The organism is Micromonospora sp. NPDC049175, assembly GCF_043197345.1.
Taxonomy (GTDB): Bacteria; Actinomycetota; Actinomycetes; order Mycobacteriales; family Micromonosporaceae; genus Micromonospora.
On sequence record NZ_JBICSY010000007.1, the window covers coordinates 38,220 to 59,255 of the forward strand.

Sequence of the window (21,036 nt, forward strand, 5' to 3'; positions counted from 1 at the left end):
CGGGTGACGGCGGTTCACCCGATCCGGGTGAACCGCCGTCTTGGGGAGAAAAGCGCGGCGGGTGACGGAGCCGACCCCCTCGGCCCCGCCACCCGCCGCCGGAGGGAGGAAGCAGGTTCAGATATCTGTCAGGACGTCTCGGCGAGCGTCACGGACACCGACTTCTCGGCGCCGTTCCGCTTGAACTGGACCTCGACCCGGTCGCCGACCTTGCCGGCCTGGACCGCGCCGACCAGGTCGTCCGAGTCGTTCACCAGCTTGTCGCCGAACCGGGTGACGACGTCGCCGCGCTGGAGGCCGGCCTTCTCGGCCGGGCTGCCCGGGGCGACCGAGGCGACGAGCGCACCGCCGCCCTCGGCCTGGTTGACGCCCACGCCGAGCGACGGGTGGCTGACCTTCTCGCCGCGCTGGAGCTTGCCGGCGACGTCCTTGGCCTTGTTGCTGGGGATGGCGAACCCGACCCCGATGTTGCCGGTGCTCTGCCCGGAGGTCGCGATGGCGGTGTTCACGCCGATCACCTCACCCCGGGTGTTGACGAGCGCGCCGCCGGAGTTGCCCGGGTTGATCGGAGCGTCGGTCTGGAGGAGACCGGAGATCGAGCTGACCGGCTGGCTCTGCTGGGTCGGGTCCTCCTGCTGGCCCTGGCCGGCCCGGATGGTGCGGTCCCGGGCGCTGAGGATGCCCGAGGTCACCGAACCCTGCAGGCCGAGCGGGCTGCCCAGGGCGAGCACCTGGTCGCCGACCTGCATGGCGTCGCTGTCGCCGAACTTGGCCGGCTTGAGGTTGGTGACCCCGTCGGCCTTGACCACGGCCAGGTCGGTCTTCGGGTCGGTGCCAATGATCTTCGCGGGCGCCTTCGTGCCATCGGCGAAGACCACCTCGACGGTGTTACCGCTGGCGGAGGCGACCACGTGGTTGTTGGACAGCACGTAGCCGTCGGCGGTGAGCACCACCCCGGACCCCTCGCCGCTGCCGGTGGTGATCGAGACGACGCTGTCCTGCACGGACGCGGCGATCTTCGGCAGGTCGGCGCTGTTGAGCACCGGCGCCGCGGTGTAGGTGCGGGTGACGCCGCCGCTGTCACCGTCGAGAGCGAGGGCGAGCGCCCCACCGGCCACGCCGGAGCCCAGCATCAGCGCGAACACCGCCACGCCGGCGCCGGCGAACTTCGCGATCCGGCCCGGCCGGGGACCGCTCCCGGGCGGCGCGACCTGCGGACCCCACGGCGGAACCGGCTGACCCGGGTGCTGTCCGGGGTGCTGCGGGTGCTGTCCAGGATGCTGGGCGTGCTGCCCCGGGTGCTGCTGGTGCTGCCCGGGGTGCTGCTGGTGCTGCGGGTACGCCATGCCCGGCTGTCCCCCGCCGGCCCAGCCGGACTGCTGGCCCGCGTACCAGGGAGCACCTGGGTACTGGCCGGCGTTCGGCTGCGGGTAGCCGGACTGGCCGGGCGCGGGGTAGCCGGACTGGCCGGGCGCCGGGTAACCGGAGACCGGGTACGGCGGCGCGGACGGGGTAGCGGCCGGCGGCTCGTACCCGGTCGGCTGTGCGGCGGCCGGCGGCGTGCTGGCGGGCTGCTCGCCGTAGGCGACGGGTGCGGCCTCGGTGACCGCGGTGGTCTCCGTGTCACGGGTGGTCGGCGTGTCACCCGTGGTCGGCGCGTCACCGGTGACCTGCGCGTCACCTGTGGTCGAGACGACCTGGACGGGAGTGGTCGGGGAGTCGGACTGCGCGCGCTCGTCGCGTGGCAGCTCGGCGGTGGGGTGCGACGGCTCGGCGTCGGTGGGGGCCGGCCGGCGCTGCGGGTCGGACTCGTACTCGGTCATGGCACTACCTTCTCCCTCGGCACTGCAATCAACCTGGAACCGTCCTGGAAGTTGGCTGAAAGTCACTCGCCGACGTCGTCGACGTGGGGCAGCAGCGGCAGCCGGACCCGGAAGGTGGCCCCGCCGCCGGGTGTCTCGGCCACCTCGACCGAGCCGTGGTGGGCCGCGACGAGCGCCGCCACGATCGCCAGGCCGAGGCCGGTGCCGGTGTTGCCGTCGGCCCGCCGCGTGCGTGCCGCGTCGGCCCGGTAGAACCGCTCGAAGACCCGTTCCGCCTGCTCCGACGAGAGGCCCGGACCGCTGTCGGCCACCTCGATGACGGCGTGACCTCCCGGTTCGGCCCGCAGGCGCACCCGGATCTCGGCGTCCGGCGGGGTGTGGGTGAGCGCGTTGGTGACCAGGTTGCCGATCACCTGACGCAGCCGCGCGTCGTCGGCGGAGACGACGAGCGGACCCGATCCGGGCGCGATCTCCAGCTCGATCCGGCGGTCCGGGGCGATCACCCGGGCGGCCTGCACCGCGTCGGAGGCGAGCACCGGCAGCTCCACGGGGGTCAGCGAGAGTGGCCGTTCCCGGTCCAGCCGGGCGAGCAGCAGCAGGTCCTCCACCAGCAGCCCCATCCGGGCCGCCTCGTCCTCGATGCGGCGCAGCAGGCCGGCGGTCTGCTCGGGCTCCCGGGCGGCGCCCTGCCGGTACAGCTCGGCGAAACCACGGATGGTGGTCAGCGGGGTCCGTAGTTCGTGCGAGGCGTCCGCGACGAACCGTCGCATCCGCTCCTCGGAGCGGATGGCCCGCGCCTCGGACGCCTGAGCGGCGTAGGCGGCGTCCCGCGCGGAGCTCTCCGCCGAACGCGCCGACATCTCCGAGGCGGCTCGGGCGGTGAACGCCGCCTCGATCTGGGTGAGCATCGCGTTCAGCGCGCGCGAGAGGCGGCCCAGTTCGGAGGTGGGGTCGGCCTGGCCCTCCTCCGGGTCGGGCACGCGCCGGGTCAGGTCGCCGCCGGCGATGGCGGCGGCCGTTCGTTCGATCTCCACAAGCGGTTTGAGGCTGGTCCGCACGATCGCCGCGCCCACCGAGGCCAGCATGATCAGCACCGAACCGCCGACCAGCAGGTCGATCCAGACCAGCCGCTTCACCGCCTTGTCGACGTCGGTGAGGTGCTGACCGATGGCCAGGGGCTGACCGTTGGGCAACTGGGTGTAGAGCATCCGCCAGCGCACCTTGCTGTCCCGGGCCCGGACGGTGAAGGGTTTGCCCTCCAGCTTCTCGAAGCCGGCGGCGTCCGACGGGATCGGTGGCAGGTCGTCCAGCGCGAAACGCTTGGTGTCGTAGAACACTTGCCGGCCGGATATCGGATCGATGACCGCCAGCAGGTAGTCGGTCGGAAAGCCCACAGTGCCCTGCTGGGCGGTGACAACCTTGTCGATGCTGCGTGCCGAGACACTCAGCTCAGTGTCGACCTGGGTGACCAGGTAACTGCGCAGGAAGATAGTGGTCAGCGAACTGATCACCAGCAGCGCGGCGGCGACGAGCAGCAGCACCGCGGTCACCAACTTGATCCGCAGCGGTACGCCCCGCAGCCGTCCCTTCGCCTGCTGGACCGTGTTCACGCCGCCGGCTTGCGCAGGACGTACCCGACTCCACGCAGCGTGTGGATCAACCGGGGTTGGGTGGTGTCGACCTTGCGCCGCAGGTAGGAGATGTAGGACTCGACGATGTTGTCGTCACCACGGAAGTCGTAGTTCCAGACGTGGTCGAGGATCTGCGCCTTGGACAGCACCCGGTTGGCGTTGAGCATCAGGTAGCGCAACAGCTTGAACTCGGTCGGCGAGAGCTGCACCCGCTGACCGGCCCGGTGCACCTCGTGGGTCTCCTCGTCCAACTCCAGGTCGGCGAAGGTGAGCCGGGAGGGCGCCTGCCCGCCGGTCGTGGTGCGGCGCAGCACGGCCCGGATCCGGGCGGTCAACTCCTCCAGGCTGAACGGCTTGGTGACGTAGTCGTCCCCACCCAGGGTCAGCCCACGGATCTTGTCGTCGGTGGCGTCCCGAGCGGTCAGGAAGACCACCGGGGTACGCGTGCCGCCCTCACGCAGCATCCGGATGACCTCGAAGCCGTCCAGGTCCGGCAGCATGACGTCGAGCACCACCAGGTCGGGCCGGTGGTCCTTGGCGGCGTTGAGCGCCGCGCTCCCACTTGTCGCGGTGGCCACGTCGAAGCCCGCGAAGCGCAGGCTCGCGGAGAGCAGTTCGAGGATGTTGGGGTCGTCCTCGACGACGAGAAGTCGCGCCTCGGTCTGGGTAGCGGGCATGCGCCCATCATCGGCGACAGGACTGCGCCCGCGCTGGGCACTTCCTGGAAAAAAGCTGTGAGTCACCGCCGCTCGGCGACGGCTTGCACCGCCGCTCGGCGACGCCGGTCAGCGCAGCAGCCTGCGCAGCCCGTCCAGGGCGCCGTCGAGCAGCCGGATCGCGGTGCGCAACTGGGTGTCGCTGAACTGCCGGGCACGCGTCAACCGGCCCACCTCGGCGCTGAACGCGTGCAGCCGCTTGTCGAGCTCGTCGAGCAGCTCGGCCTGCGGCCCGGCGGTCGACGCCGGCCGGGGCGGCGGGGCCGGCGCGTCCCACCGGGTGCGCCGGGTCTGCCGGGTGGCCTCGCTCAGCTCCCGCTTGAGGTCGCGCACCGAGCCGCGTACCTCGCTGCGGATCTCGCCGGCCAGAGTGGAGAGGTCTGCCACCGAGGCCGCGATGTCCGCTTCGAGCGCTTCCAACTCGCCGGCCCGCTGGCGCAGCTCCGCGCGACCGGCGTCGGTGATGTCGTACGTCTTGCGGCCACCGGCGGCGGTGTGGCTGACCAGACCCTCGACCTCAAGCCGTTGCAGCCGGGGGTAGATGGTGCCGGCGCTGGGCGCGTAGAGCCCGAGGAACCGGTCCTCCAGCAGGCGGATCAGCTCGTAGCCGTGCTTCGGGCCGTCGTCGAGCAGCTTGAGCAGGTAGAGCCGGAGCCGCCCGTGGCTGAACACGGCGGTCACGGCAGCTCCTCCCCATCGTGGTCGACAGCGCGGGCGAGCAGGGCGATGCTCCCCGAGGTCGCGGAAGCCCAGAGCTTACCTTCGCCGGCGCCGAGCACTCCCTCGCTGCTGCGCAGTGGGAACGTCGACGTGCGTACCTGCGGAAAGCCGCTGGTGATCCGGCCCGAGGCGGTCTGCAACTGGACGGTGAGGTCGCTGTCCTCGCGGACCCGGACGGTGATGCCGCCCGAGATCGTGGTCAACCGGATCTCGCTGCGCCGAGGGTTGTCCAGGTCGCAGGTGATCGCGCCGGACACGGTCTGCGCCCGCACCCGATCGGCGGCGCTGTCGGCGATGATCACCTCGCCGGAGACCGTTTCCAGGGTGAGATCGCCGCGGACGCCGAGCGCCTCCACCGGGCCGGAGGTGATGTTCGCGGTGGTGTTGCCGCGCAGCCCCCGGAGGGTGATCTGGCCGGCGGTGACGTGGATCCTGGTCTGCCGGCGCAGGCCGGAGGCGACGAGCGAGCCGGCGACCAGGCCCAGGTCGGCGAGGACGTCGGCGGACACGGCGACGGAGACGTCCACCCGGGGATAGCGGTGGATCATCCGGAACCACCGCAGGACGTCCGACCAGCTCCGGCCGCGTTCCTGACGGATGCTGAGCCGGCCGTCGGCATGCTCGATCCGGACCGGCCGACGGCCGACCTGGGTCACGTCGATCCGGGTCGGCCCGTCGGCGGCGACCACGTTGAGCCGCCCGCTGACCAGGCGCACGTCCAGCCGGGTGACCGGCCCGTCCACGGTGAGCCGCTGCGGGCTCTCGACCGTCCATGCGGCCATGGCATCCCCCTCTCGACGGCGCGCGGACACGCGCCTGACAGGGAGCACAGTAACGCGATACATCGCGACACCACAAGACAGTCGCGAGTCGGTCCCCCTCCGACCGTGGGCCGGCCGCGCCCGTTGATCATGGAGTTATCGTCCGACACGCCGACGACACGCGCGGATAACCTCATGATCAACGCGCGAAGTGGTGGGTGGGGTTACGCAGGGTCAGGCCGCTAGATCTAGCCCTCCTCCTACGGCCGATGTCGGCACCGTGGGCACCGCCAGGGCTGCCGGGGTTGCCGTGGGAGCCGGGTGCGGCCGGGTCCGCGTCCGCGCGCCTGCCGCGGGCACCAGGTGTACGGCCGACTCGGCGGCCCGAGCCAGCAACCGCCGGTCGGCGGTACGGGCCGGATGCAGCGCGGCGGCGATCGTCACCGACACCACCAACTCCCGTGCCGCGACCACCCGGACCATCGACCGCAGCAACGTGTCCGCGCCGAGGAAGGCAGCGGCCGTGGTGGTCGTACCGGTGGCCGCGCAGCGGTAGGCGAGCCGCAGCGGCACCACCGGGCTGCCGGCGTCGATGGCCGCCTGGAACGTCGCGGGCCGGAAACCGCCGCCGGGGCGGCAGTCGCCGGCGGCGGCGCACCAGGTCGTCCCCTCCGGAAAGACCGCCACGGACCGGCCGGCGCGCAGCGTGTCCGCGATCCGGCCGACCATCGCCGGCAGCGCGCGCGGCCGGGCACGGTCCACGAAGACGGTCCCCGCCGCCGCGGCCAACAGGCCGAACACCGGCCAGGAGCGGATCTCCCGCTTCGCCACCATCCGGCTGGGCGCGACGGCAAGCACCGCGAGGACGTCCAGCCACGAGACATGGTTGGCGACCAGCAGCGCCCGCCGCCGAGGCAGCCGACCCCGGATCACCAGCCGGACCCCGAAGGCCCGCGCGGTGCACCGGGCCCAACCGCGCACCGCCGCCTGCCGTTCCCGAACCGGCAGTACGGGCAGCAGCACCACCAGGCCGACACCGGCCAGCAGCATGCCGGCCACGGCGACCAACCGCAGCACCCGACGGGCCACCGACACGGTGGGCACCGCGCCGGTCGGCGGCAGACAGTCGTCGTCGCAACCCGACGACGGCCGCCACAGGTCGTGCGACCCGGCGGTCATCGCTGTGCCTCGCCCAGGAAGTGCCGCAGGTAACGCGGATTCATCCGGTCCAGGCAGAAGAGCACGTAGAAGTCCGCGCAGCCGAAGTCGCTGTCGTACGACGGCTCGCCGCAGATCCACGCGCCCAGCCGAAGGTAGCCGCGCAGCAGCGGCGGTACCGCGACACGGCCGGCCGGATCGGCGGCGGCCACCGAGCCGGCTGTCGCCTCGGCGAACCAGGGCCGCAGCGGGCGCACCCGGAGCGGCGGCGGTGACAGGTGCCGGGCCTGGGCCTGGGTCCACACCTCGGCGACCGTCCGCCCACCGTCGGCCACCGGCACCGACGCGCAGCCGCCGAGCCAACGGGAGCCCCGCAGGTGCAGGTACCGGACGATGCCCGCCCACATCAGGTTGATCACCGCGCCGGAGCGGTGGTCGGGGTGCACACAGGACCGGCCCGCCTCGACCAGGTCATCGCGGAGCGGATCGAGCGCGCGGAGGTCGAACTCGTCCTCGGCGTAGCGTCGGTTGGTGCGGCCCGGCGGCAGCAACCGGTACGTGCCGACCACCTCGCCGGTGCTGTCCTCCCGGACGATCAGGTGGTCGCAGTACGCGTCGAAGGGATCCACGTCCAGCCCCGCCGCACCGGGGAGGAGGGTGGCGCCTAACTCGGTGGCGAACACCTCGTGACGCAGGCGTTGCGCGGCCGCGACCTGGATGGGGTCGTCGGCGATCAGCAGGGTGTATCCGCTGGTCGTCAGGGGTGCGCCAGCGGCATGCAGAACGGCCATGCAATCTGTGTAGGTGCTCGGGTTGCCATTCACTCGGACCACCGGTGTCGGCAGGATGAACGCCGGCCGGCAGATGCGCCCCACAGGTGGTCGTGCGAGGCTGCGCGACGGACCGGCGACGACGCCGGCAAGCCCCACCGGAGGTCGACGATGCGGATCGAGTCCCGCTACAACGGGCCGCCCGGCTCCGGCAACGGCGGCTGGAGCGCGGGAGTGTTCGCCGCCGGGTCGGGCGGCACGGGCACGGTCGAGGTGACGTTGCGCCGACCGCCACCACTGGACACCGAACTGAGTCTCACCGACGGCGAGGTCCGTGACCCGGCCGGCGACCTGGTGGCCGAGGTGCGCCCGGCCGGCGTGGTCGATGTCGTCGTACCCCCGGTCGACCTGGACACCGCGGTGGCCGCGGCGGACCGCTACCCCGGCCTGGTCGAGCATCCGTTCCCCGGTTGTTACGTCTGCGGGCCGCAGCGGACCGACGGGCTGCGGATCTTTCCCGGCCGGTTACCGGACGGGCGGACCGCGGCGCCGTTCCGGGTGCCCGAGCGGGTCAGCGCGGCCACGATCTGGGCGGCGTTGGACTGCCCCGGCGGTTGGACGGTGCTCGCGCCGGGCCGCCCGTACCTGTTGGGTCGGATCGCCGCCGTGGTCACCGCGCTGCCGGAGCCGGGCGACGACTGCGTGGTGACCGGGGCGTTGCGCGGCGTCGACGGGCGCAAGGCGCTCGTGCACACGAGCCTGTACGGCCCGGACGGCACGCTGCTCGGCGCGGCCCGGGCAACCTGGATCGCCCGCTGACCTCCGGCCCGTCGTCCGCAGGGCGGATGCGTCTCCACCCTGCGGTGGAGGCGAACATACGGACCGCGCCTGATTGACCTTGTTGCCCCGGGCCGTCACGCTGTGCCACGGCGTACCTCGACGCCACACACGGGAGGAGAACGATGACTGACGGGCAGCGAAGCCCCACCAGCGACGGTCAGATCGTGGTGTCCGGTCTGACGAAGCAGTACAAGAACGTGCGGGCGGTGAACAACCTGTCCTTCACCGTGGCACCGGGGCGGGTGACCGGCTTCCTCGGCCCGAACGGCGCTGGCAAGACCACCACCCTGCGCATGCTGCTGAACCTGGTCACGCCGACTGCCGGCACGACCACCATCAGCGGCCACCGGTACGTCGACCTCACGGACCCGCTGCGGCACGTCGGCGCGGTGCTGGAGGCCTCGAGCGCGCACAAGGGCCGCACCGGCATCAACCACCTGCGGGTCATCTGCGCGGCGGCCGGGCTGCCCCGCCAGCGGGCCGACGAGGCGCTGGCCCTGGTCGGGTTGACCCCGGCGGCGAAGCGCAAGTTCAAGGGCTACTCGCTGGGCATGAAGCAGCGGCTGGGCATCGCCGCCGCGATGCTCGGCGACCCCCGCGTGCTGATCCTCGACGAGCCGGCCAACGGGCTGGACCCGGAGGGCATCCGGTGGATGCGTGGGTTCCTCAAGAACCTCGCCGTCGAAGGCCGCACCGTGCTGGTCTCCAGCCACCTGCTGTCGGAGATGCAGTTGCTCGCCGACGACGTGGTGATCATCGCGGCCGGGCAGTTGGTCCGGCAGGGACCTGTCGACCAGGTCCTCGGCTCGATGGCGCAGAGCGCCCGGGTGCGGGTGCGCACGCCGCAGGCCGAGACGCTCGTCGCTGCCCTGAAGGCGCAGTCGGCGACCGTCGACACCGACGAGCAGGGCGTGCTGCTGGTCGCCGGGGTGGACGCCCCGACGATCGGCAGGGCCGCCCTGGCCGCCGGCGTCGAGCTGCACGAACTGTCCACCGAACGGCCCGATCTGGAACGGGTCTTCCTGGAGCTCACGGCCGGAAAGGCGGGCATCCGATGAACCTGGTCCGAGCCGAACTGCTCAAGATCCGTACCACCAGCACCTGGTGGTGGCTGGCCCTCGGCGCGTTCCTCTCGATCGCCCTGGCGTTCGCGATCAACGCGTGGTTGCTCGTCACGGCGCTCGGTGGCGACGCCGAGAACATCGGCGTCAGCGCCGAGCAGGCGACCGCGCCGGCGCAGGCGGCGAACCTCTACACCTCGGGCCAGTACCTCGGGCTGATGTTCGTAATGCTCATCGGCATCCTGATGGTCACCAACGAGTTCTTCCACCAGACCGCGACCACGACGTTCCTGACGACTCCCCGGCGCACGTCGGTCATCGTCGGCAAGCTCGTCGCCGCCAGCCTGCTCGGCTTCATGTTCTGGCTGGCGACCACACTCATCGACCTGGCCGCCGGCTCGATCTTCCTGTCCCTGAACGACTACGGCACCCAGCTCGGTGAGTGGCCGGTGCAGCGGGCGCTGCTGTTCAACCTGCTCGCGTACGCCATCTGGACGATCCTCGGCGTGGGCATCGGCACGCTGATCACCAACCAGCTCGGCGCGGTGATCACGGCGGCGGTGCTCTATCTGATCGGCACGCAGGTGGTCGGTCTGCTGTTCCTGCTCCTGTCGAACGTGCTCGACAGCGAGGCGGTGCTCAAGTGGCAGGTGGTCTGGCCGGCGGTGGCGTCCCAGGTCATGATCACGGAAGGCACCACGGAGTTCACCCCGTCCTGGTGGGTCGGCGCCCTGGTGCTCATCGGCTACGCGCTCGTCAGCGGGGTCGCCGGAGTCCTGATCACGCGACGTCGCGACATCGCCTGACGGCGGTTCCGACCCCGGGGGCGGCGGCGACACGCCCCGCTCCGGGGTCGGTGCCCGCTCCGCGCGGGTGACCATGCGTTACCAGTCCCGCACCGGACGCGCAGCGGTTGCTGAACTTCTGGCATCTTCTGTGAAACCGGCCACGGGACCGAGGCTGAAATGCCTGCGGGATCGGTACGGCGTAGCCTGGGAGACGTCCAGTCCGTGCTCCTAATCGGGCACGAGGGACACACCGCGTGCCACACAACCCGCGTGAAAGAGGCGATTACCGGCCGTGTCGACCCAGCAGACTTCGCAGGAGAACCCACTGGCGGGTTTCGGCCCGAATGAGTGGATCGTCGAGGAGATGTACCAGCGTTACCTCGCCGACCCAACGAGCGTCGATTCGGCCTGGCACGACTTCTTCGCCGACTACCGACCGGCGCCCGGGGCGGCCACGCCCCGCAAGGCCGAGTCGGCGGAGAAGCCGGCCGCCGCTCCGGAGCCGGACGGGCAGCCGGAGCCGGCCGCCGCGGTGAGCCAGCCGAGCGCCACCGCGCAGCCGGCCGCCGCCAGCAAGCCGGCCGCCGCGCCGTCGGCACCGGCCAAGGCCGCGCCGGCGAAGGCCGCACCGGAGAAGGCCGCCCCGGCCAAGCCGGCCGCCAAGGCCGCCGCCCCCACCGCCGACGGCCCGCAGACCACGCCGTTGCGGGGCGTCGCCGCGAAGATCGTCCAGAACATGGACGCCTCGCTGAGCGTGCCCACCGCGACAAGCGTGCGCGCGGTGCCGGCCAAGCTGCTCGTCGACAACCGCATCGTGATCAACAACCACCTCGCCCGGGGGCGCGGTGGCAAGGTCAGCTTCACCCACCTGGTCGGCTACGCGCTGGTCCGGGCGCTGGTGCAGCACCCCGAGATGAACAACTCCTTCGCCGAGGCCAACGGCAAGCCGGCGATGGTCCGCCCGGCGCACGTCAACCTGGGCATCGCGATCGACCTGGCCAAGCCGGACGGCAGCCGCAACCTGGTGGTCCCCTCCATCAAGGGCTGCGAGTCGATGGACTTCCGGCAGTTCTGGCAGGCGTACGAGGACGTGGTCCGGCGGGCGCGGCGCAACGAGCTGACCATGGACGACTACGCCGGCACCACGATCTCGCTCACCAACCCGGGCGGCATCGGCACCGTGCACTCGATGCCGCGCCTCATGCAGGGGCAGAGCGCGATCATCGGCGTGGGCGCGATGGAGTACCCGGCCCCCTACCAGGGCATGTCCGAGGCCACCCTGGCCGAGCTGGCCGTCAGCAAGATCATCACCCTGACCAGCACGTACGACCACCGGATCATCCAGGGCGCGCAGTCCGGCGAGTTCCTCAAGGTGATGCACGAGCTGATCCTCGGCGAGCACGGCTTCTACGACCAGATCTTCACCTCGCTGCGCATCCCGTACGAGCCGGTGCGCTGGATGCGCGACGTCGCGGTCAACTCCGAGGGTCAGATCAACAAGACCGCCCGGGTGCACGAGCTGATCCACGCGTACCGGGTGCGCGGTCACCTGATGGCCGACACCGACCCGCTGGAATTCAAGATCCGCAAGCACCCCGACCTGGACGTCCTCCAGCACGGGCTCACCCTGTGGGACCTGGACCGCGAGTTCCCGGTCAACGGCTTCGCCGGCCGGCAGCGGATGAAGCTGCGCTCGATCCTCGGCGTGCTGCGCGACTCGTACTGCCGCCGCGTCGGCATCGAGTACATGCACATCCAGGACCCGGAGGAGCGGCGCTGGGTGCAGGAACGGATCGAGCGCAAGTATGAGAAGCCGGCCGCCGACGAGCAGAAGCACGTGCTCAACCGGCTCAACGCCGCCGAGGCCTTCGAGACCTTCCTGCAGACCAAGTACGTGGGCCAGAAGCGCTTCTCGTTGGAGGGCGGCGAGTCGCTGATCCCGCTGCTCGGTGAGGTGCTGGAGTCCTCCGCCGAGAACGGCCTGGACGAGGTCGTCATCGGCATGGCGCACCGGGGCCGACTCAACGTGCTGGCCAACATCGTCGGCAAGCCGTACGAGAAGATCTTCTCGGAGTTCGAGGGCCACCTGGACCCGCGCTCGACGCAGGGTTCCGGTGACGTGAAATACCACCTGGGCCAGAACGGCAAGTTCACCACCCCCGACGGCGCGCACTCGGTGAAGGTGTCGGTGGTGGCCAACCCGTCGCACCTGGAGGCCGTCGACCCGGTGCTGGAAGGCATCGTCCGGGCCAAGCAGGACCGGATCGACCTCAAGCTGGAGGGCTACACCGTGCTGCCGCTGGCGGTGCACGGTGACGCGGCGTTCGCCGGGCAGGGCGTGGTCGCCGAGACCCTCAACCTGTCGCAGTTGCGCGGCTACCGCACCGGCGGCACCGTGCACGTGGTGGTCAACAACCAGGTCGGCTTCACCACCGCCCCGGAATACAGCCGGTCCAGCCTCTACAGCACCGACGTGGCCCGGATGATCCAGGCGCCGATCTTCCACGTCAACGGCGACGACCCCGAGGCCGTGGTCCGGGTTGCTCGGCTGGCCTTCGAATACCGGCAGACGTTCAACAAGGACGTCGTGATCGACATGGTCTGCTACCGGCGGCGCGGGCACAACGAGGGTGACGACCCCTCGATGTCCAACCCCCAGATGTACAAGATCATTGATTCGAAGCGCTCGGTGCGCAAGCTCTACACCGAGGAGCTGATCGGTCGCGGCGACATCACCGTGGAGGACGCGGAAGAGCTGCTGCGCGACTACCAGGCGCAGCTGGAGAAGGTCTTCAAGGCCACCCGGGACGCCGCCTCGGCGCCCCGGCAGCTCAACCGGCCGCGCCGCGAGGAGGAGCCGGAGCCGCAGGTCGACACCGCCACCGACGCGTCCGTGGTGAAGGCGATCGGCGAGGCGCACACCAACCTCCCGGAGGGCTTCACCCCGCACAAGCGGATCCAGCAACTGCTGGACCGGCGGGCCAAGATGTCCGTCGAGGGCAACATCGACTGGGGCTTCGGCGAGATCATCGCGCTCGGGGCGTTGCTGCACGACGGGGTCACCGTCCGGCTCGCCGGGCAGGATTCACGTCGCGGCACGTTCGTCCAGCGACACGCCTCGATCGTCGACTCCCGCACCGGCGACGACTACCTGCCGCTGAAGTCGCTCACCGGCGACGGCGAGCGCTCCCGGTTCTTCGTGCACGACTCGCTGCTGAGCGAGTACGCGGCGATGGGCTTCGAGTACGGCTACTCGGTGGAGAACATCAACGCCCTGGTCGCCTGGGAGGCCCAGTTCGGCGACTTCGTCAACGGCGCCCAGTCGGTGATCGACGAGTTCATCTCGTCCGGCGAGGTGAAGTGGGGTCAGCGCTCCGCCGTCACCCTGCTGCTGCCGCACGGCCACGAGGGCCAGGGGCCGGACCACACCTCCGGCCGGCCGGAGCGGTTCCTGCAGATGTGCGCCGAGGACAACATGCGGGTGTCCATCCCGACCACCCCGGCGAACTACTTCCACCTGCTGCGCCGCCAGGCCCTGTCGCCCAAGCGCAAGCCACTCGTGGTGTTCACGCCGAAGTCGCTGCTGCGGCACAAGCTCTGCGTCTCCCCGGTGGAGGACTTCACCACCGGCACCTTCCAGCCGGTGCTGCGCGACACGGCAGCCCCGGCCCCGGAGGCGGTGAAGCGGGTGCTGCTCTGCTCCGGCAAGGTCTACTACGACCTGTTCCAGGCCCGGCAGGAGCGTGGCGTCACCGACACCGCGATCCTCCGGATCGAGCAGCTGTACCCGCTGCCGGTGGAGGAGATCCGGGCCGCCCTCGCGCAGTTCCCCAACGCGGAGGACTTCGCCTGGGTGCAGGAGGAGCCGGCCAACCAGGGTGCCTGGTCGTTCGTCGCGCTCAACCTGCTGGAGCACCTCACGGACGTCCGGCTGCGGCGGATCTCCCGCCCGGCCGCGGCCGCCCCGGCGGTCGGCTCGGCGAAGACCCACGAGGTCGAGCAGAACGCGCTGATCGAGGCGGCTCTCCCCCGCCCGTGACCTGACCTGTGCACGGAAGCCGGGGCAGGGCCGTTTCACCACGGCCCTGCCCCGGCTCTCGTAGGCCCCGCCGGCCGGTCGACCATCCACCCACCCATCACCCGCCCGGCCCGAGCCGGGCCGAGCACGAGGACGTACCCATGTACTTCACCGACCGTGGCATCGAGGAGCTGGTCGAACGCCGGGGCGACGAGCAGGTGACCCTGGAGTGGCTGGGCGAACGCCTGCGCGACTTCGTCGACCTCAACCCCGACTTCGAAACCCCCATCGAACGCCTGGCCACCTACCTGGCCCGCCTGGACGACCCCGACGACGAAGACGCCTAACGAACCCCCACCCACCTCCACCGCCCACCCCCACCGCACCCCCACCCCCACCCCCACCGCGTTGATCATGAGGTTATGCGCGCGTGTCGTCGGCGTGTCGCGCGATAACTCCATGATCAACGGGGCGGCGGGGCGGAGCGGGGCGGGGCGGGCCGGCGGGGCGACGGGGACGGGGCGGGGCCGCGGGGGCGGACGGGGCGGGGTGCAGGGGTGGTCGGGGTGGGAGGGGACCGGTCGGGGGTTCGCGATCTTTTAGGGTGGGGCTGTGGCTCGCAGTGTGTATCTGACTAGCGTGGGGTCCGGCGGAGGCAAGTCGACGATCGCCCTCGGGCTGGCGGAGTTGCTGTCCCGTCAGGTCGGGCGGATCGGCGTGTTCCGGCCGCTGGTCGCCGACACCGGTCCCGACCCGATCCTCGCCCTGCTCAGCGAGCGCTACCGGGTCGAACTGCCACTGTCGGAGCTGGCCGGGGCGACGTACGCCCAGGCGGCGGCGCTTGTCGCCGACGGCCGGCGTGAGCAACTGATCTCCACGGTCGTCGAGCGGTACCGGGCGGTGGAACGGCAGTGCCCGGCCGTGGTCGTGGTGGGTAGCGACTTCGACGACCCGGGCGATCCGGCCCATCCTCGGGAGTTGGCCTTCAACGCGAGGCTGGCCACCGAGTTCGGCAGCGTGGTGGTGCCGGTGGTGGACGGCTTCGGGCAGGAGCCGGCGGCCGTCGCGTCGGCGGTGCGCGGGGCGTACCACGATCTGGCCGACCTGGGCGCGACGGTGCTCGCGGTGATCGCCAACCGGGTGTCCGAGCCGATGACGCTGCCCGATCTGCCGGTCCCCGCGTACACCATTCCGGAGGTTCCGAGCGTCTCGGCGCCGACGGTGGCCGAGGTGGCGGCGGCGCTCGGCGCCACCCTGCTGGCCGGGGACGACGCCGCGCTCAGTCGCGACGTACTGGACTTCGTGGTCGGCGCGGCGCACGTGCCGACGCTGCTGGACCACCTCACCGAAGGCGCCCTGGTGATCACCCCCGGGGACCGGGCCGACCTGCTCGTGGCCGCGAGCGCCGCGCACGTCGCCGGTCAGGCGTCGGTGGCCGGGCTGGTGTTGACGCTCGGCGAACAGCCGGACCCCCGGGTCATGCGGTTGGTGGAGGGGCTGAACACCGGGTTGGCGGTGCTGTCGGTGCCCAGTGACAGCTACGACACGGTGGCCGCGTCCAGCCGGATCGAGGGCCGGCCCAGCACGGCCAACCCGCGCAAGGTGGAGGCGGCGCTGGGCGCGTTCGAGCGCTGCGTGGACACGGACGACCTGGCTCGCCGGCTGCGGGTCAGCCGGTCGACCCGCGTCACCCCGCTGATGTTCGAGAACGAGCTGATCGACCGGGCCCGTTCGCAGCCCCGGCACCTGGTGCTGCCGGAGGGCACCGAGGAACGGATCCTGCGCGCGGCGGAGATCCTGCTGCGCCGCGGGGTGGCCGAGCTGACGCTGCTGGGCCGGCCGGACGACATCACCCGGCGGACCCGCGAACTGGGCATCGACCTCGGCGACGCGAACGTCGTCGACCCGGTCACCAGTGGGTGGCGGGACGACTTCGCGGACGAGTACGCCCGGCTGCGCGCCCACCGGGGCGTCACCGCCGAGCTGGCGCACGACATCGTGGCCCAACCCAACTACTTCGGCACGCTCATGGTGTCGACCGGACGGGCCGACGGCATGATCTCCGGCGCCACGCACACCACCGCCGCGACCATCCGACCGGCGTTCGAGATCATCCGTACCGTGCCGGAGGTCTCGGTGGCCTCCAGCGTCTTCTTCATGCTGCTCGCCGACCGGGTGCTGGTCTACGGCGACTGCGCGGTCAACCGCGACCCGGACGCCGCGCAACTCGCCGACATCGCGATCTCGTCGGCCGACACCGCCGCCCGGTTCGGCATCGAACCCCGGGTGGCGATGCTGTCGTACTCCACCGGCAGCTCCGGCGCGGGCGAGGACGTGGAGAAGGTCGCCGCGGCCACCGCCCTGGTCCGGGAGCGCCGGCCCGACCTGCTGGTCGAGGGGCCCATCCAGTACGACGCGGCGATCGACCCCGCGGTGGCGGCGACGAAGCTGCCGGGCAGCCCGGTCGCCGGCCAGGCCACCGTCTTCATCTTCCCGGACCTGAACACGGGCAACAACACGTACAAGGCGGTGCAGCGCTCCGCCGGGGCGGTCGCCGTCGGCCCGGTCATGCAGGGCCTGCGCCGGCCGGTGAACGACCTGTCCCGCGGCGCGACCGTGCCGGACATCGTCAACACGGTGGCGATCACCGCCATCCAGGCGGCCACCGAGGAGGCATCGTGAGTCGGGTGCTCGTGCTCAACTGCGGGTCGTCGTCGGTGAAGTGGCGCCGGTACGACGGGGACCAGGCGCTCGACCACGGCACCGTCGAGCGGATCGGTGAGCCCGGTGGTGGTCCACCGGACCACGCCGGCGCGGTCCGGCAGATCCTGGACGGACTCGACCTGAGCGGGCTCGCCGCGGTCGGGCACCGGGTGGTGCACGGAGGCCGGACGTTCAGCGCGCCGGTGCTCGTCGACGACGCGGTCCTGGCCGCGATCAAGAACCTGGTGCCGCTCGCTCCGCTGCACAACCCGGCCAACCTGGCCGGCATCGAGGTGGCCCGCGCCGCGCTGCCGGACGTCCCGCAGGTCGCCGTCTTCGACACCGCGTTCCACCACACCCTGCCGGAGGCCGCCGCGACGTACGCGATCGACCGGGACATCGCCGAGCGGTACGACATCCGCAGGTACGGCTTCCACGGCACCTCACACGCGTACGTGTCCCGGCGCACCGCCGAACTGCTCGGCCGCCCGTACGACCAGGTCAACACGATCACCCTGCACCTGGGCAACGGGGCCAGCGTCTGTGCGGTGGCCAACGGTCGCAGTGTCGCCACCTCGATGGGCATGTCCCCGTTGCAGGGGCTGGTGATGGGCACCCGCAGCGGCGACCTCGACCCCACCGTGATCTTCCACCTGCGCCGGGAGGCCGGGCTGTCGGTGGACGAGATCGACGACCTGCTCAACCACCGCAGCGGCCTGCTCGGGTTGACCGGCGTCAACGACATGCGCGAGGTGCTCGCGCGCCGGGCGACCGGGGACCGGGCGGCGGCGCTGGCCTTCGACGTCTACTGCCGGCGGATCACCGAGTACGTCGGGGCGTACTACGCGCTACTCGGCCGCGTCGACGCGATCGCCTTCACCGCCGGGGTGGGCGAGCACGCCGCGCCCGTCCGGGCAGCCGCCCTGGCCCGCCTGGAGCGACTCGGCATCGCCGTCGACGACGCCCGCAACGACGGCACGGGCGACCGGGTGATCTCACCCGACGACGCCGAGGTGAGCGTGTGTGTCATCCGGACCGACGAGGAACGGGAGATCGCCCGGCAGACCCGGGACGTGGTCGCCCGCCAGTGACGACCGGTCCGAGACGGCGGATCAGCGACGGGTGTTGCGCCGACGCCGGGCACTCACGGTACGGCGGACCCGGTCCCGGCCGGGGCCACGTCCGGCCCGCGTCGGGCCGGAAGCCCGGCCCGGCAGGGTGGCCGCCCAGACCGTAATCCCACCGATCACGGCGAAGGCCAGACCGAAGGGGACGCCGCCCCAGGCGTTGAGGACGAACACCGAATCATCGGTGTTGCCGTTCTCGGCGAGGAACTCCTCGGGGTGCACAGGATCGACCCACACCCGCAGCACCGTCGGCGATTCCTCGGTGCAGCCGCCGGCCGAGCCGCAGAGGATCCGCTCGGAATACCGGACACCCTCGTAGTCGTATCCGACCTGGATGGTGTCGGTGCCGCCGCCACGTCCGACGGTGTCCCCGCGGTCGCCCACGTCAGCCAGAACCGGCACGCCCTCGGCTCGTAACCGCTCAGCCTTGGTGTGCAGGTGCCACTTGTAACCGGCGATGCTTGTCGCGTACGCGAGGCTGGTGAGCAGGAGCAGGGCACCCACGACGGCCGGACCGCGGCGGATGCTCCGGAGCCTGGTCAGTAGGGACGCAGACGGGTCGTCGTCCGCCGTCCGCGAGCTGGGCGCGTCGGCCCGGCCCGGCACGCTCAGCTCGCGAGCCAGACGACGAGGGCGACGAGCACGACCACCACGACCGCCGCGCCGATGATCAGCGGCAGGCGGGACGGCGACTCCGCCGGCGCGGCGGCCTCCGGGGTCTGGTTGAACGCGCGGAACGCCTCGGTGTTGCCACTGGGGTCGGTGTAGTTCTCAGGCATGCCGGTGACCCTAGCGAAGCCGGTCGCGACGCACCGCCCCGGTAGGGTGCCCTGGTGGACGACCTCGCGCGCCGCCAGTTGGCGAGCATCGCCGAGGTGGTCGAGGTGGCCGCATCGGCCGCTGTTCCGGTGTGGTTGCGGGGCGGCTGGGCGATGGACTTCCAGCTCGGCGAGGTGTCCCGTTCCCACGTCGACGTCGACTGGTACTGCTGGCGTGCGGACGCGGACCGGCTGGCCGCCCTGCTGCTGGCCCGGGGCTGGCAGCCCGACCCCCGGATGCCGGTGTGGAACCAGCTCGACCTGTTCGCCGCCGAGGTGGAGGTGAGCTTCGCGTACCTGGGTCGGGACGACAGCGGTCGACCGACGGTGGGTGCCGGGCCCTGGGCCGGCACGCCACTGCCGGCCGGGATACTCGACGCACCGCCCGGCCGGATCGGCCCGCTCGTCGTTCCGACGATCTCGGTGCCGGCCCAGATCGAGTTCAAGCAGATGTACCCGGTGTGGATGCCGGAGCGACCCCGCCGTCCGAAGGACGCGGACGACCTGGCTCGACTGCGGGCCTGGCCTCGTCGAGCAGATCCTCGTACACCCCGACCTTGAAGGTGATCAGGTCCAGGCTCTGGGTGAGCCGGCCGATCTGGTCCGTGACGCGCACGTGGTGCTCACGCATGAGCGCGAGCCGTTCCTCCTCGTTGCCCGCGCCTTCGCGGACGAGTTCGGTGTAGCGACGAAGCGCCGGCAGCGGCATGCCGGAGGCGCGGAGGATGATGCAGACGGTCAGCCAGTCCACGTCGTCCTGGCTGTAGACGCGACGTCCGGTGGACCCCCGGCGTACGGGGCTGACGAAGACGCCCTGCTGCTCGTAGAAGCGGAGCGCGTGCACGCTCAAGCCGGTGCGCTCGGCGACCTGTCCGATGCTCAGACCCGCGGTGACCTCACCCATGCCGAGCAGGGTAACGGGGGTTGACCTAGAGCCGACTCAAGCTCCTACCGTGCCAGGTGATCACCAATCAACCACCTGGGAGAGCATCGGCATGCGCTATCGCACCCTCGGCGGCACCGGCATCGAGGTCAGCACCCACTGCCTCGGGACCATGATGTTCGGTGCCGTCGGCAACCCCGACCACGACGACTGCGCCCGCATCGTCCACACCGCCCTCGACCAGGGCATCAACGTCATCGACACCGCCGACATGTACGGCCGGGGCGAGTCCGAACAGATCGTGGGCAAGGCGCTGCGCGGGCGCCGCGACGACGTCGTGCTCGCCACCAAGGCGCACTTCCCGATGGGCGAGGGCCCCAACCAGGGTGGCAACTCGCGGCGGTGGATCCTCAAGGCGGTCGAGGGGAGCCTCCGGCGGTTGGACACCGACTGGATCGACCTCTACCAGATCCACCGTCCCGACCCCTCGACCGACATCGAGGAGACGCTCTCGGTGCTCACCGACCTCGTCCGCGAGGGCAAGATCCGCGCGTTCGGCTGCTCGACGTTCCCCGCCGAGGAGATCGTCGAGGCGCACCAGGTCTCCGAACGTCGCGGCCTCGGCCGCCTGCGCACCGAGCAGCCGCCGTACTCGATCCTGGCCCGCGGCGTCGAGGCCTCGACCCTGCCGGTCTGCCAGCGCTACGGCATGGGGGTGCTGGTCTGGAGCCCGCTGGCGTTCGGGTTTCTCAGCGGGAAGTACCGCAGGGACCAGCCCGTCGACCTGTCGACCGGGCGAGCCGCCCTGCGGCCGGCACAGTTCGATCCCACCATCGCCGAGAACGCCGCCAAGCTCGACGCCGTCGAACAGCTCGTCGACCTCGCGGCGAGCATCGGCTGCACGCTTCCGCAACTCGCCATCGCCTTCACCGTGGCCCATCCGGCCGTCACCTCGGCGATCATCGGACCGCGCACCAGGCCGCAACTGGACGATCTGCTCAAGGGCGCCACGCTCACCCTGGACGACGCGACCCTCGACCGGATCGACGAGATCGTGCCGCCCGGCACGAACCGGTACAACCCCAATGCCGCCTTCCCGGTGCGCGCACTCACGGACATCGCACGCCGACGCCGCCCGCTCGCCGACCGTGCCGCGGCCTGAGCCGGCAGCACACCCAATGACCGGAAGGACACAACGCGTCAATGCCCCCCGAGCACC

19 protein-coding genes are annotated in these 21,036 nt (G+C 71.4%); 9 read left to right on the forward strand and 10 right to left on the reverse strand.

Annotation, left to right across the window (positions count from 1 at the left end):
* Window positions 1-128: 128 nt before the first annotated feature.
* From ACGFH8_RS26130 to ACGFH8_RS26160, 7 genes are all read right to left on the reverse strand, one after another.
* Window positions 129-1,823, reverse strand: a complete 1,695-nt coding sequence (locus tag ACGFH8_RS26130) for a trypsin-like peptidase domain-containing protein (RefSeq protein ID WP_393371886.1) — start codon at window positions 1,821-1,823, stop codon at window positions 129-131.
* A 62-nt stretch (window positions 1,824-1,885) separates the two neighbouring features.
* Complete coding sequence (locus ACGFH8_RS26135) at window positions 1,886-3,433, reverse strand: sensor histidine kinase (protein ID WP_393371889.1); 1,548 nt, start codon at window positions 3,431-3,433, stop codon at window positions 1,886-1,888.
* Complete coding sequence (locus tag ACGFH8_RS26140) at window positions 3,430-4,131, reverse strand: response regulator transcription factor (RefSeq protein WP_355033347.1); 702 nt, start codon at window positions 4,129-4,131, stop codon at window positions 3,430-3,432. Before ACGFH8_RS26140 ends, ACGFH8_RS26135 begins: the two co-directional genes overlap by 4 nt.
* A gap of 108 nt (window positions 4,132-4,239) precedes the next feature.
* Window positions 4,240-4,851: a PadR family transcriptional regulator gene (locus ACGFH8_RS26145; RefSeq protein ID WP_357806225.1), complete on the reverse strand. Its 612-nt coding sequence runs from the start codon at window positions 4,849-4,851 to the stop codon at window positions 4,240-4,242.
* Complete coding sequence (locus ACGFH8_RS26150; RefSeq protein ID WP_393371892.1) at window positions 4,848-5,672, reverse strand: DUF4097 domain-containing protein; 825 nt, start codon at window positions 5,670-5,672, stop codon at window positions 4,848-4,850. Before ACGFH8_RS26150 ends, ACGFH8_RS26145 begins: the two co-directional genes overlap by 4 nt.
* A gap of 213 nt (window positions 5,673-5,885) precedes the next feature.
* Entirely contained in the window at window positions 5,886-6,830 is a 945-nt protein-coding gene (locus ACGFH8_RS26155) for a lysophospholipid acyltransferase family protein (protein ID WP_393371893.1), read from the reverse strand.
* The gene (locus ACGFH8_RS26160; protein ID WP_393371895.1) at window positions 6,827-7,600 is read right to left on the reverse strand and encodes a GNAT family N-acetyltransferase; all 774 of its coding nucleotides are present in this window, start codon (window positions 7,598-7,600) and stop codon (window positions 6,827-6,829) included. Before ACGFH8_RS26160 ends, ACGFH8_RS26155 begins: the two co-directional genes overlap by 4 nt.
* Window positions 7,601-7,750: 150 nt before the next feature.
* Here ACGFH8_RS26160 and ACGFH8_RS26165 point away from each other — a divergent pair, with 150 nt between their 5' ends.
* The 7 genes from ACGFH8_RS26165 to ACGFH8_RS26195 all read left to right on the forward strand — a co-directional run bounded on the left by ACGFH8_RS26165 (window position 7,751) and on the right by ACGFH8_RS26195 (window position 18,080).
* The gene (locus tag ACGFH8_RS26165; protein ID WP_393371897.1) at window positions 7,751-8,398 is read left to right on the forward strand and encodes a hypothetical protein; all 648 of its coding nucleotides are present in this window, start codon (window positions 7,751-7,753) and stop codon (window positions 8,396-8,398) included.
* A gap of 143 nt (window positions 8,399-8,541) precedes the next feature.
* A complete protein-coding gene (locus ACGFH8_RS26170) occupies window positions 8,542-9,477 on the forward strand; it encodes an ABC transporter ATP-binding protein (RefSeq protein WP_393371900.1) in 936 nt (311 codons plus the stop codon).
* Complete coding sequence (locus ACGFH8_RS26175; RefSeq protein WP_393371903.1) at window positions 9,474-10,286, forward strand: ABC transporter permease; 813 nt, start codon at window positions 9,474-9,476, stop codon at window positions 10,284-10,286. Before ACGFH8_RS26170 ends, ACGFH8_RS26175 begins: the two co-directional genes overlap by 4 nt.
* A 274-nt stretch (window positions 10,287-10,560) precedes the next feature.
* On the forward strand, window positions 10,561-14,307 hold the full coding sequence (locus ACGFH8_RS26180) for a multifunctional oxoglutarate decarboxylase/oxoglutarate dehydrogenase thiamine pyrophosphate-binding subunit/dihydrolipoyllysine-residue succinyltransferase subunit (RefSeq protein ID WP_393371906.1): 3,747 nt from the start codon (window positions 10,561-10,563) through the stop codon (window positions 14,305-14,307).
* Between the two features lie 140 nt (window positions 14,308-14,447).
* Window positions 14,448-14,633 (forward strand): DUF6104 family protein, encoded by a 186-nt coding sequence (locus ACGFH8_RS26185; RefSeq protein ID WP_007464679.1) that lies wholly within the window; start codon window positions 14,448-14,450, stop codon window positions 14,631-14,633.
* Window positions 14,634-14,898: 265 nt separating this feature from the next.
* Entirely contained in the window at window positions 14,899-16,968 is a 2,070-nt protein-coding gene (pta, locus tag ACGFH8_RS26190; RefSeq protein ID WP_393371908.1) for a phosphate acetyltransferase, read from the forward strand.
* Window positions 16,965-18,080: an acetate/propionate family kinase gene (locus ACGFH8_RS26195; protein ID WP_393371910.1), complete on the forward strand. Its 1,116-nt coding sequence runs from the start codon at window positions 16,965-16,967 to the stop codon at window positions 18,078-18,080. Before pta ends, ACGFH8_RS26195 begins: the two co-directional genes overlap by 4 nt.
* Before the next feature lie 21 nt (window positions 18,081-18,101).
* On the opposite strand, the gene ACGFH8_RS26200 is transcribed toward ACGFH8_RS26195, so the two are convergent.
* On the reverse strand, window positions 18,102-18,620 hold the full coding sequence (locus ACGFH8_RS26200) for a hypothetical protein (RefSeq protein WP_393371912.1): 519 nt from the start codon (window positions 18,618-18,620) through the stop codon (window positions 18,102-18,104).
* A gap of 104 nt (window positions 18,621-18,724) precedes the next feature.
* Entirely contained in the window at window positions 18,725-18,895 is a 171-nt protein-coding gene (locus ACGFH8_RS26205) for a hypothetical protein (RefSeq protein ID WP_393371915.1), read from the reverse strand.
* A 54-nt stretch (window positions 18,896-18,949) separates the two neighbouring features.
* On the opposite strand from ACGFH8_RS26205, the gene ACGFH8_RS26210 reads away from it, so the two are divergent.
* Window positions 18,950-19,495 carry a nucleotidyltransferase domain-containing protein gene (locus tag ACGFH8_RS26210; RefSeq protein ID WP_393371918.1) on the forward strand — a complete coding sequence of 182 codons (546 nt, stop codon included), beginning with the start codon at window positions 18,950-18,952 and terminating at the stop codon, window positions 19,493-19,495.
* Here the strand turns inward: ACGFH8_RS26210 and ACGFH8_RS26215 are convergent.
* Window positions 19,377-19,838 carry a MerR family transcriptional regulator gene (locus tag ACGFH8_RS26215; RefSeq protein WP_393371920.1) on the reverse strand — a complete coding sequence of 154 codons (462 nt, stop codon included), beginning with the start codon at window positions 19,836-19,838 and terminating at the stop codon, window positions 19,377-19,379. The genes ACGFH8_RS26210 and ACGFH8_RS26215 overlap by 119 nt on opposite strands.
* 91 nt (window positions 19,839-19,929) lie before the next feature.
* Between ACGFH8_RS26215 and ACGFH8_RS26220 the strand changes: the two genes are divergently transcribed.
* Window positions 19,930-20,979: an aldo/keto reductase gene (locus ACGFH8_RS26220; protein ID WP_393372427.1), complete on the forward strand. Its 1,050-nt coding sequence runs from the start codon at window positions 19,930-19,932 to the stop codon at window positions 20,977-20,979.
* The last annotated feature ends 57 nt before the right edge of the window (window positions 20,980-21,036 follow it).

Excerpts from the sequence above, each read along its gene's own strand:
- ACGFH8_RS26130 (WP_393371886.1), bottom strand. The coding sequence starts at position 1,823 with ATGACCGAGTACGAGTCCGACCCGCAGCGCCGGCCGGCCCCCACCGAC.
- ACGFH8_RS26140 (WP_355033347.1), bottom strand. The coding sequence starts at position 4,131 with ATGCCCGCTACCCAGACCGAGGCGCGACTTCTCGTCGTCGAGGACGAC.
- ACGFH8_RS26150 (WP_393371892.1), bottom strand. The coding sequence starts at position 5,672 with ATGGCCGCATGGACGGTCGAGAGCCCGCAGCGGCTCACCGTGGACGGG.
- ACGFH8_RS26155 (WP_393371893.1), bottom strand. The coding sequence starts at position 6,830 with ATGACCGCCGGGTCGCACGACCTGTGGCGGCCGTCGTCGGGTTGCGAC.
- ACGFH8_RS26160 (WP_393371895.1), bottom strand. The coding sequence starts at position 7,600 with ATGGCCGTTCTGCATGCCGCTGGCGCACCCCTGACGACCAGCGGATAC.
- ACGFH8_RS26165 (WP_393371897.1), top strand. The coding sequence starts at position 7,751 with ATGCGGATCGAGTCCCGCTACAACGGGCCGCCCGGCTCCGGCAACGGC.
- ACGFH8_RS26170 (WP_393371900.1), top strand. The coding sequence starts at position 8,542 with ATGACTGACGGGCAGCGAAGCCCCACCAGCGACGGTCAGATCGTGGTG.
- ACGFH8_RS26175 (WP_393371903.1), top strand. The coding sequence starts at position 9,474 with ATGAACCTGGTCCGAGCCGAACTGCTCAAGATCCGTACCACCAGCACC.
- ACGFH8_RS26185 (WP_007464679.1), top strand. The coding sequence starts at position 14,448 with ATGTACTTCACCGACCGTGGCATCGAGGAGCTGGTCGAACGCCGGGGC.
- ACGFH8_RS26205 (WP_393371915.1), bottom strand. The coding sequence starts at position 18,895 with ATGCCTGAGAACTACACCGACCCCAGTGGCAACACCGAGGCGTTCCGC.
- ACGFH8_RS26215 (WP_393371920.1), bottom strand. The coding sequence starts at position 19,838 with ATGGGTGAGGTCACCGCGGGTCTGAGCATCGGACAGGTCGCCGAGCGC.
- ACGFH8_RS26220 (WP_393372427.1), top strand. The coding sequence starts at position 19,930 with ATGCGCTATCGCACCCTCGGCGGCACCGGCATCGAGGTCAGCACCCAC.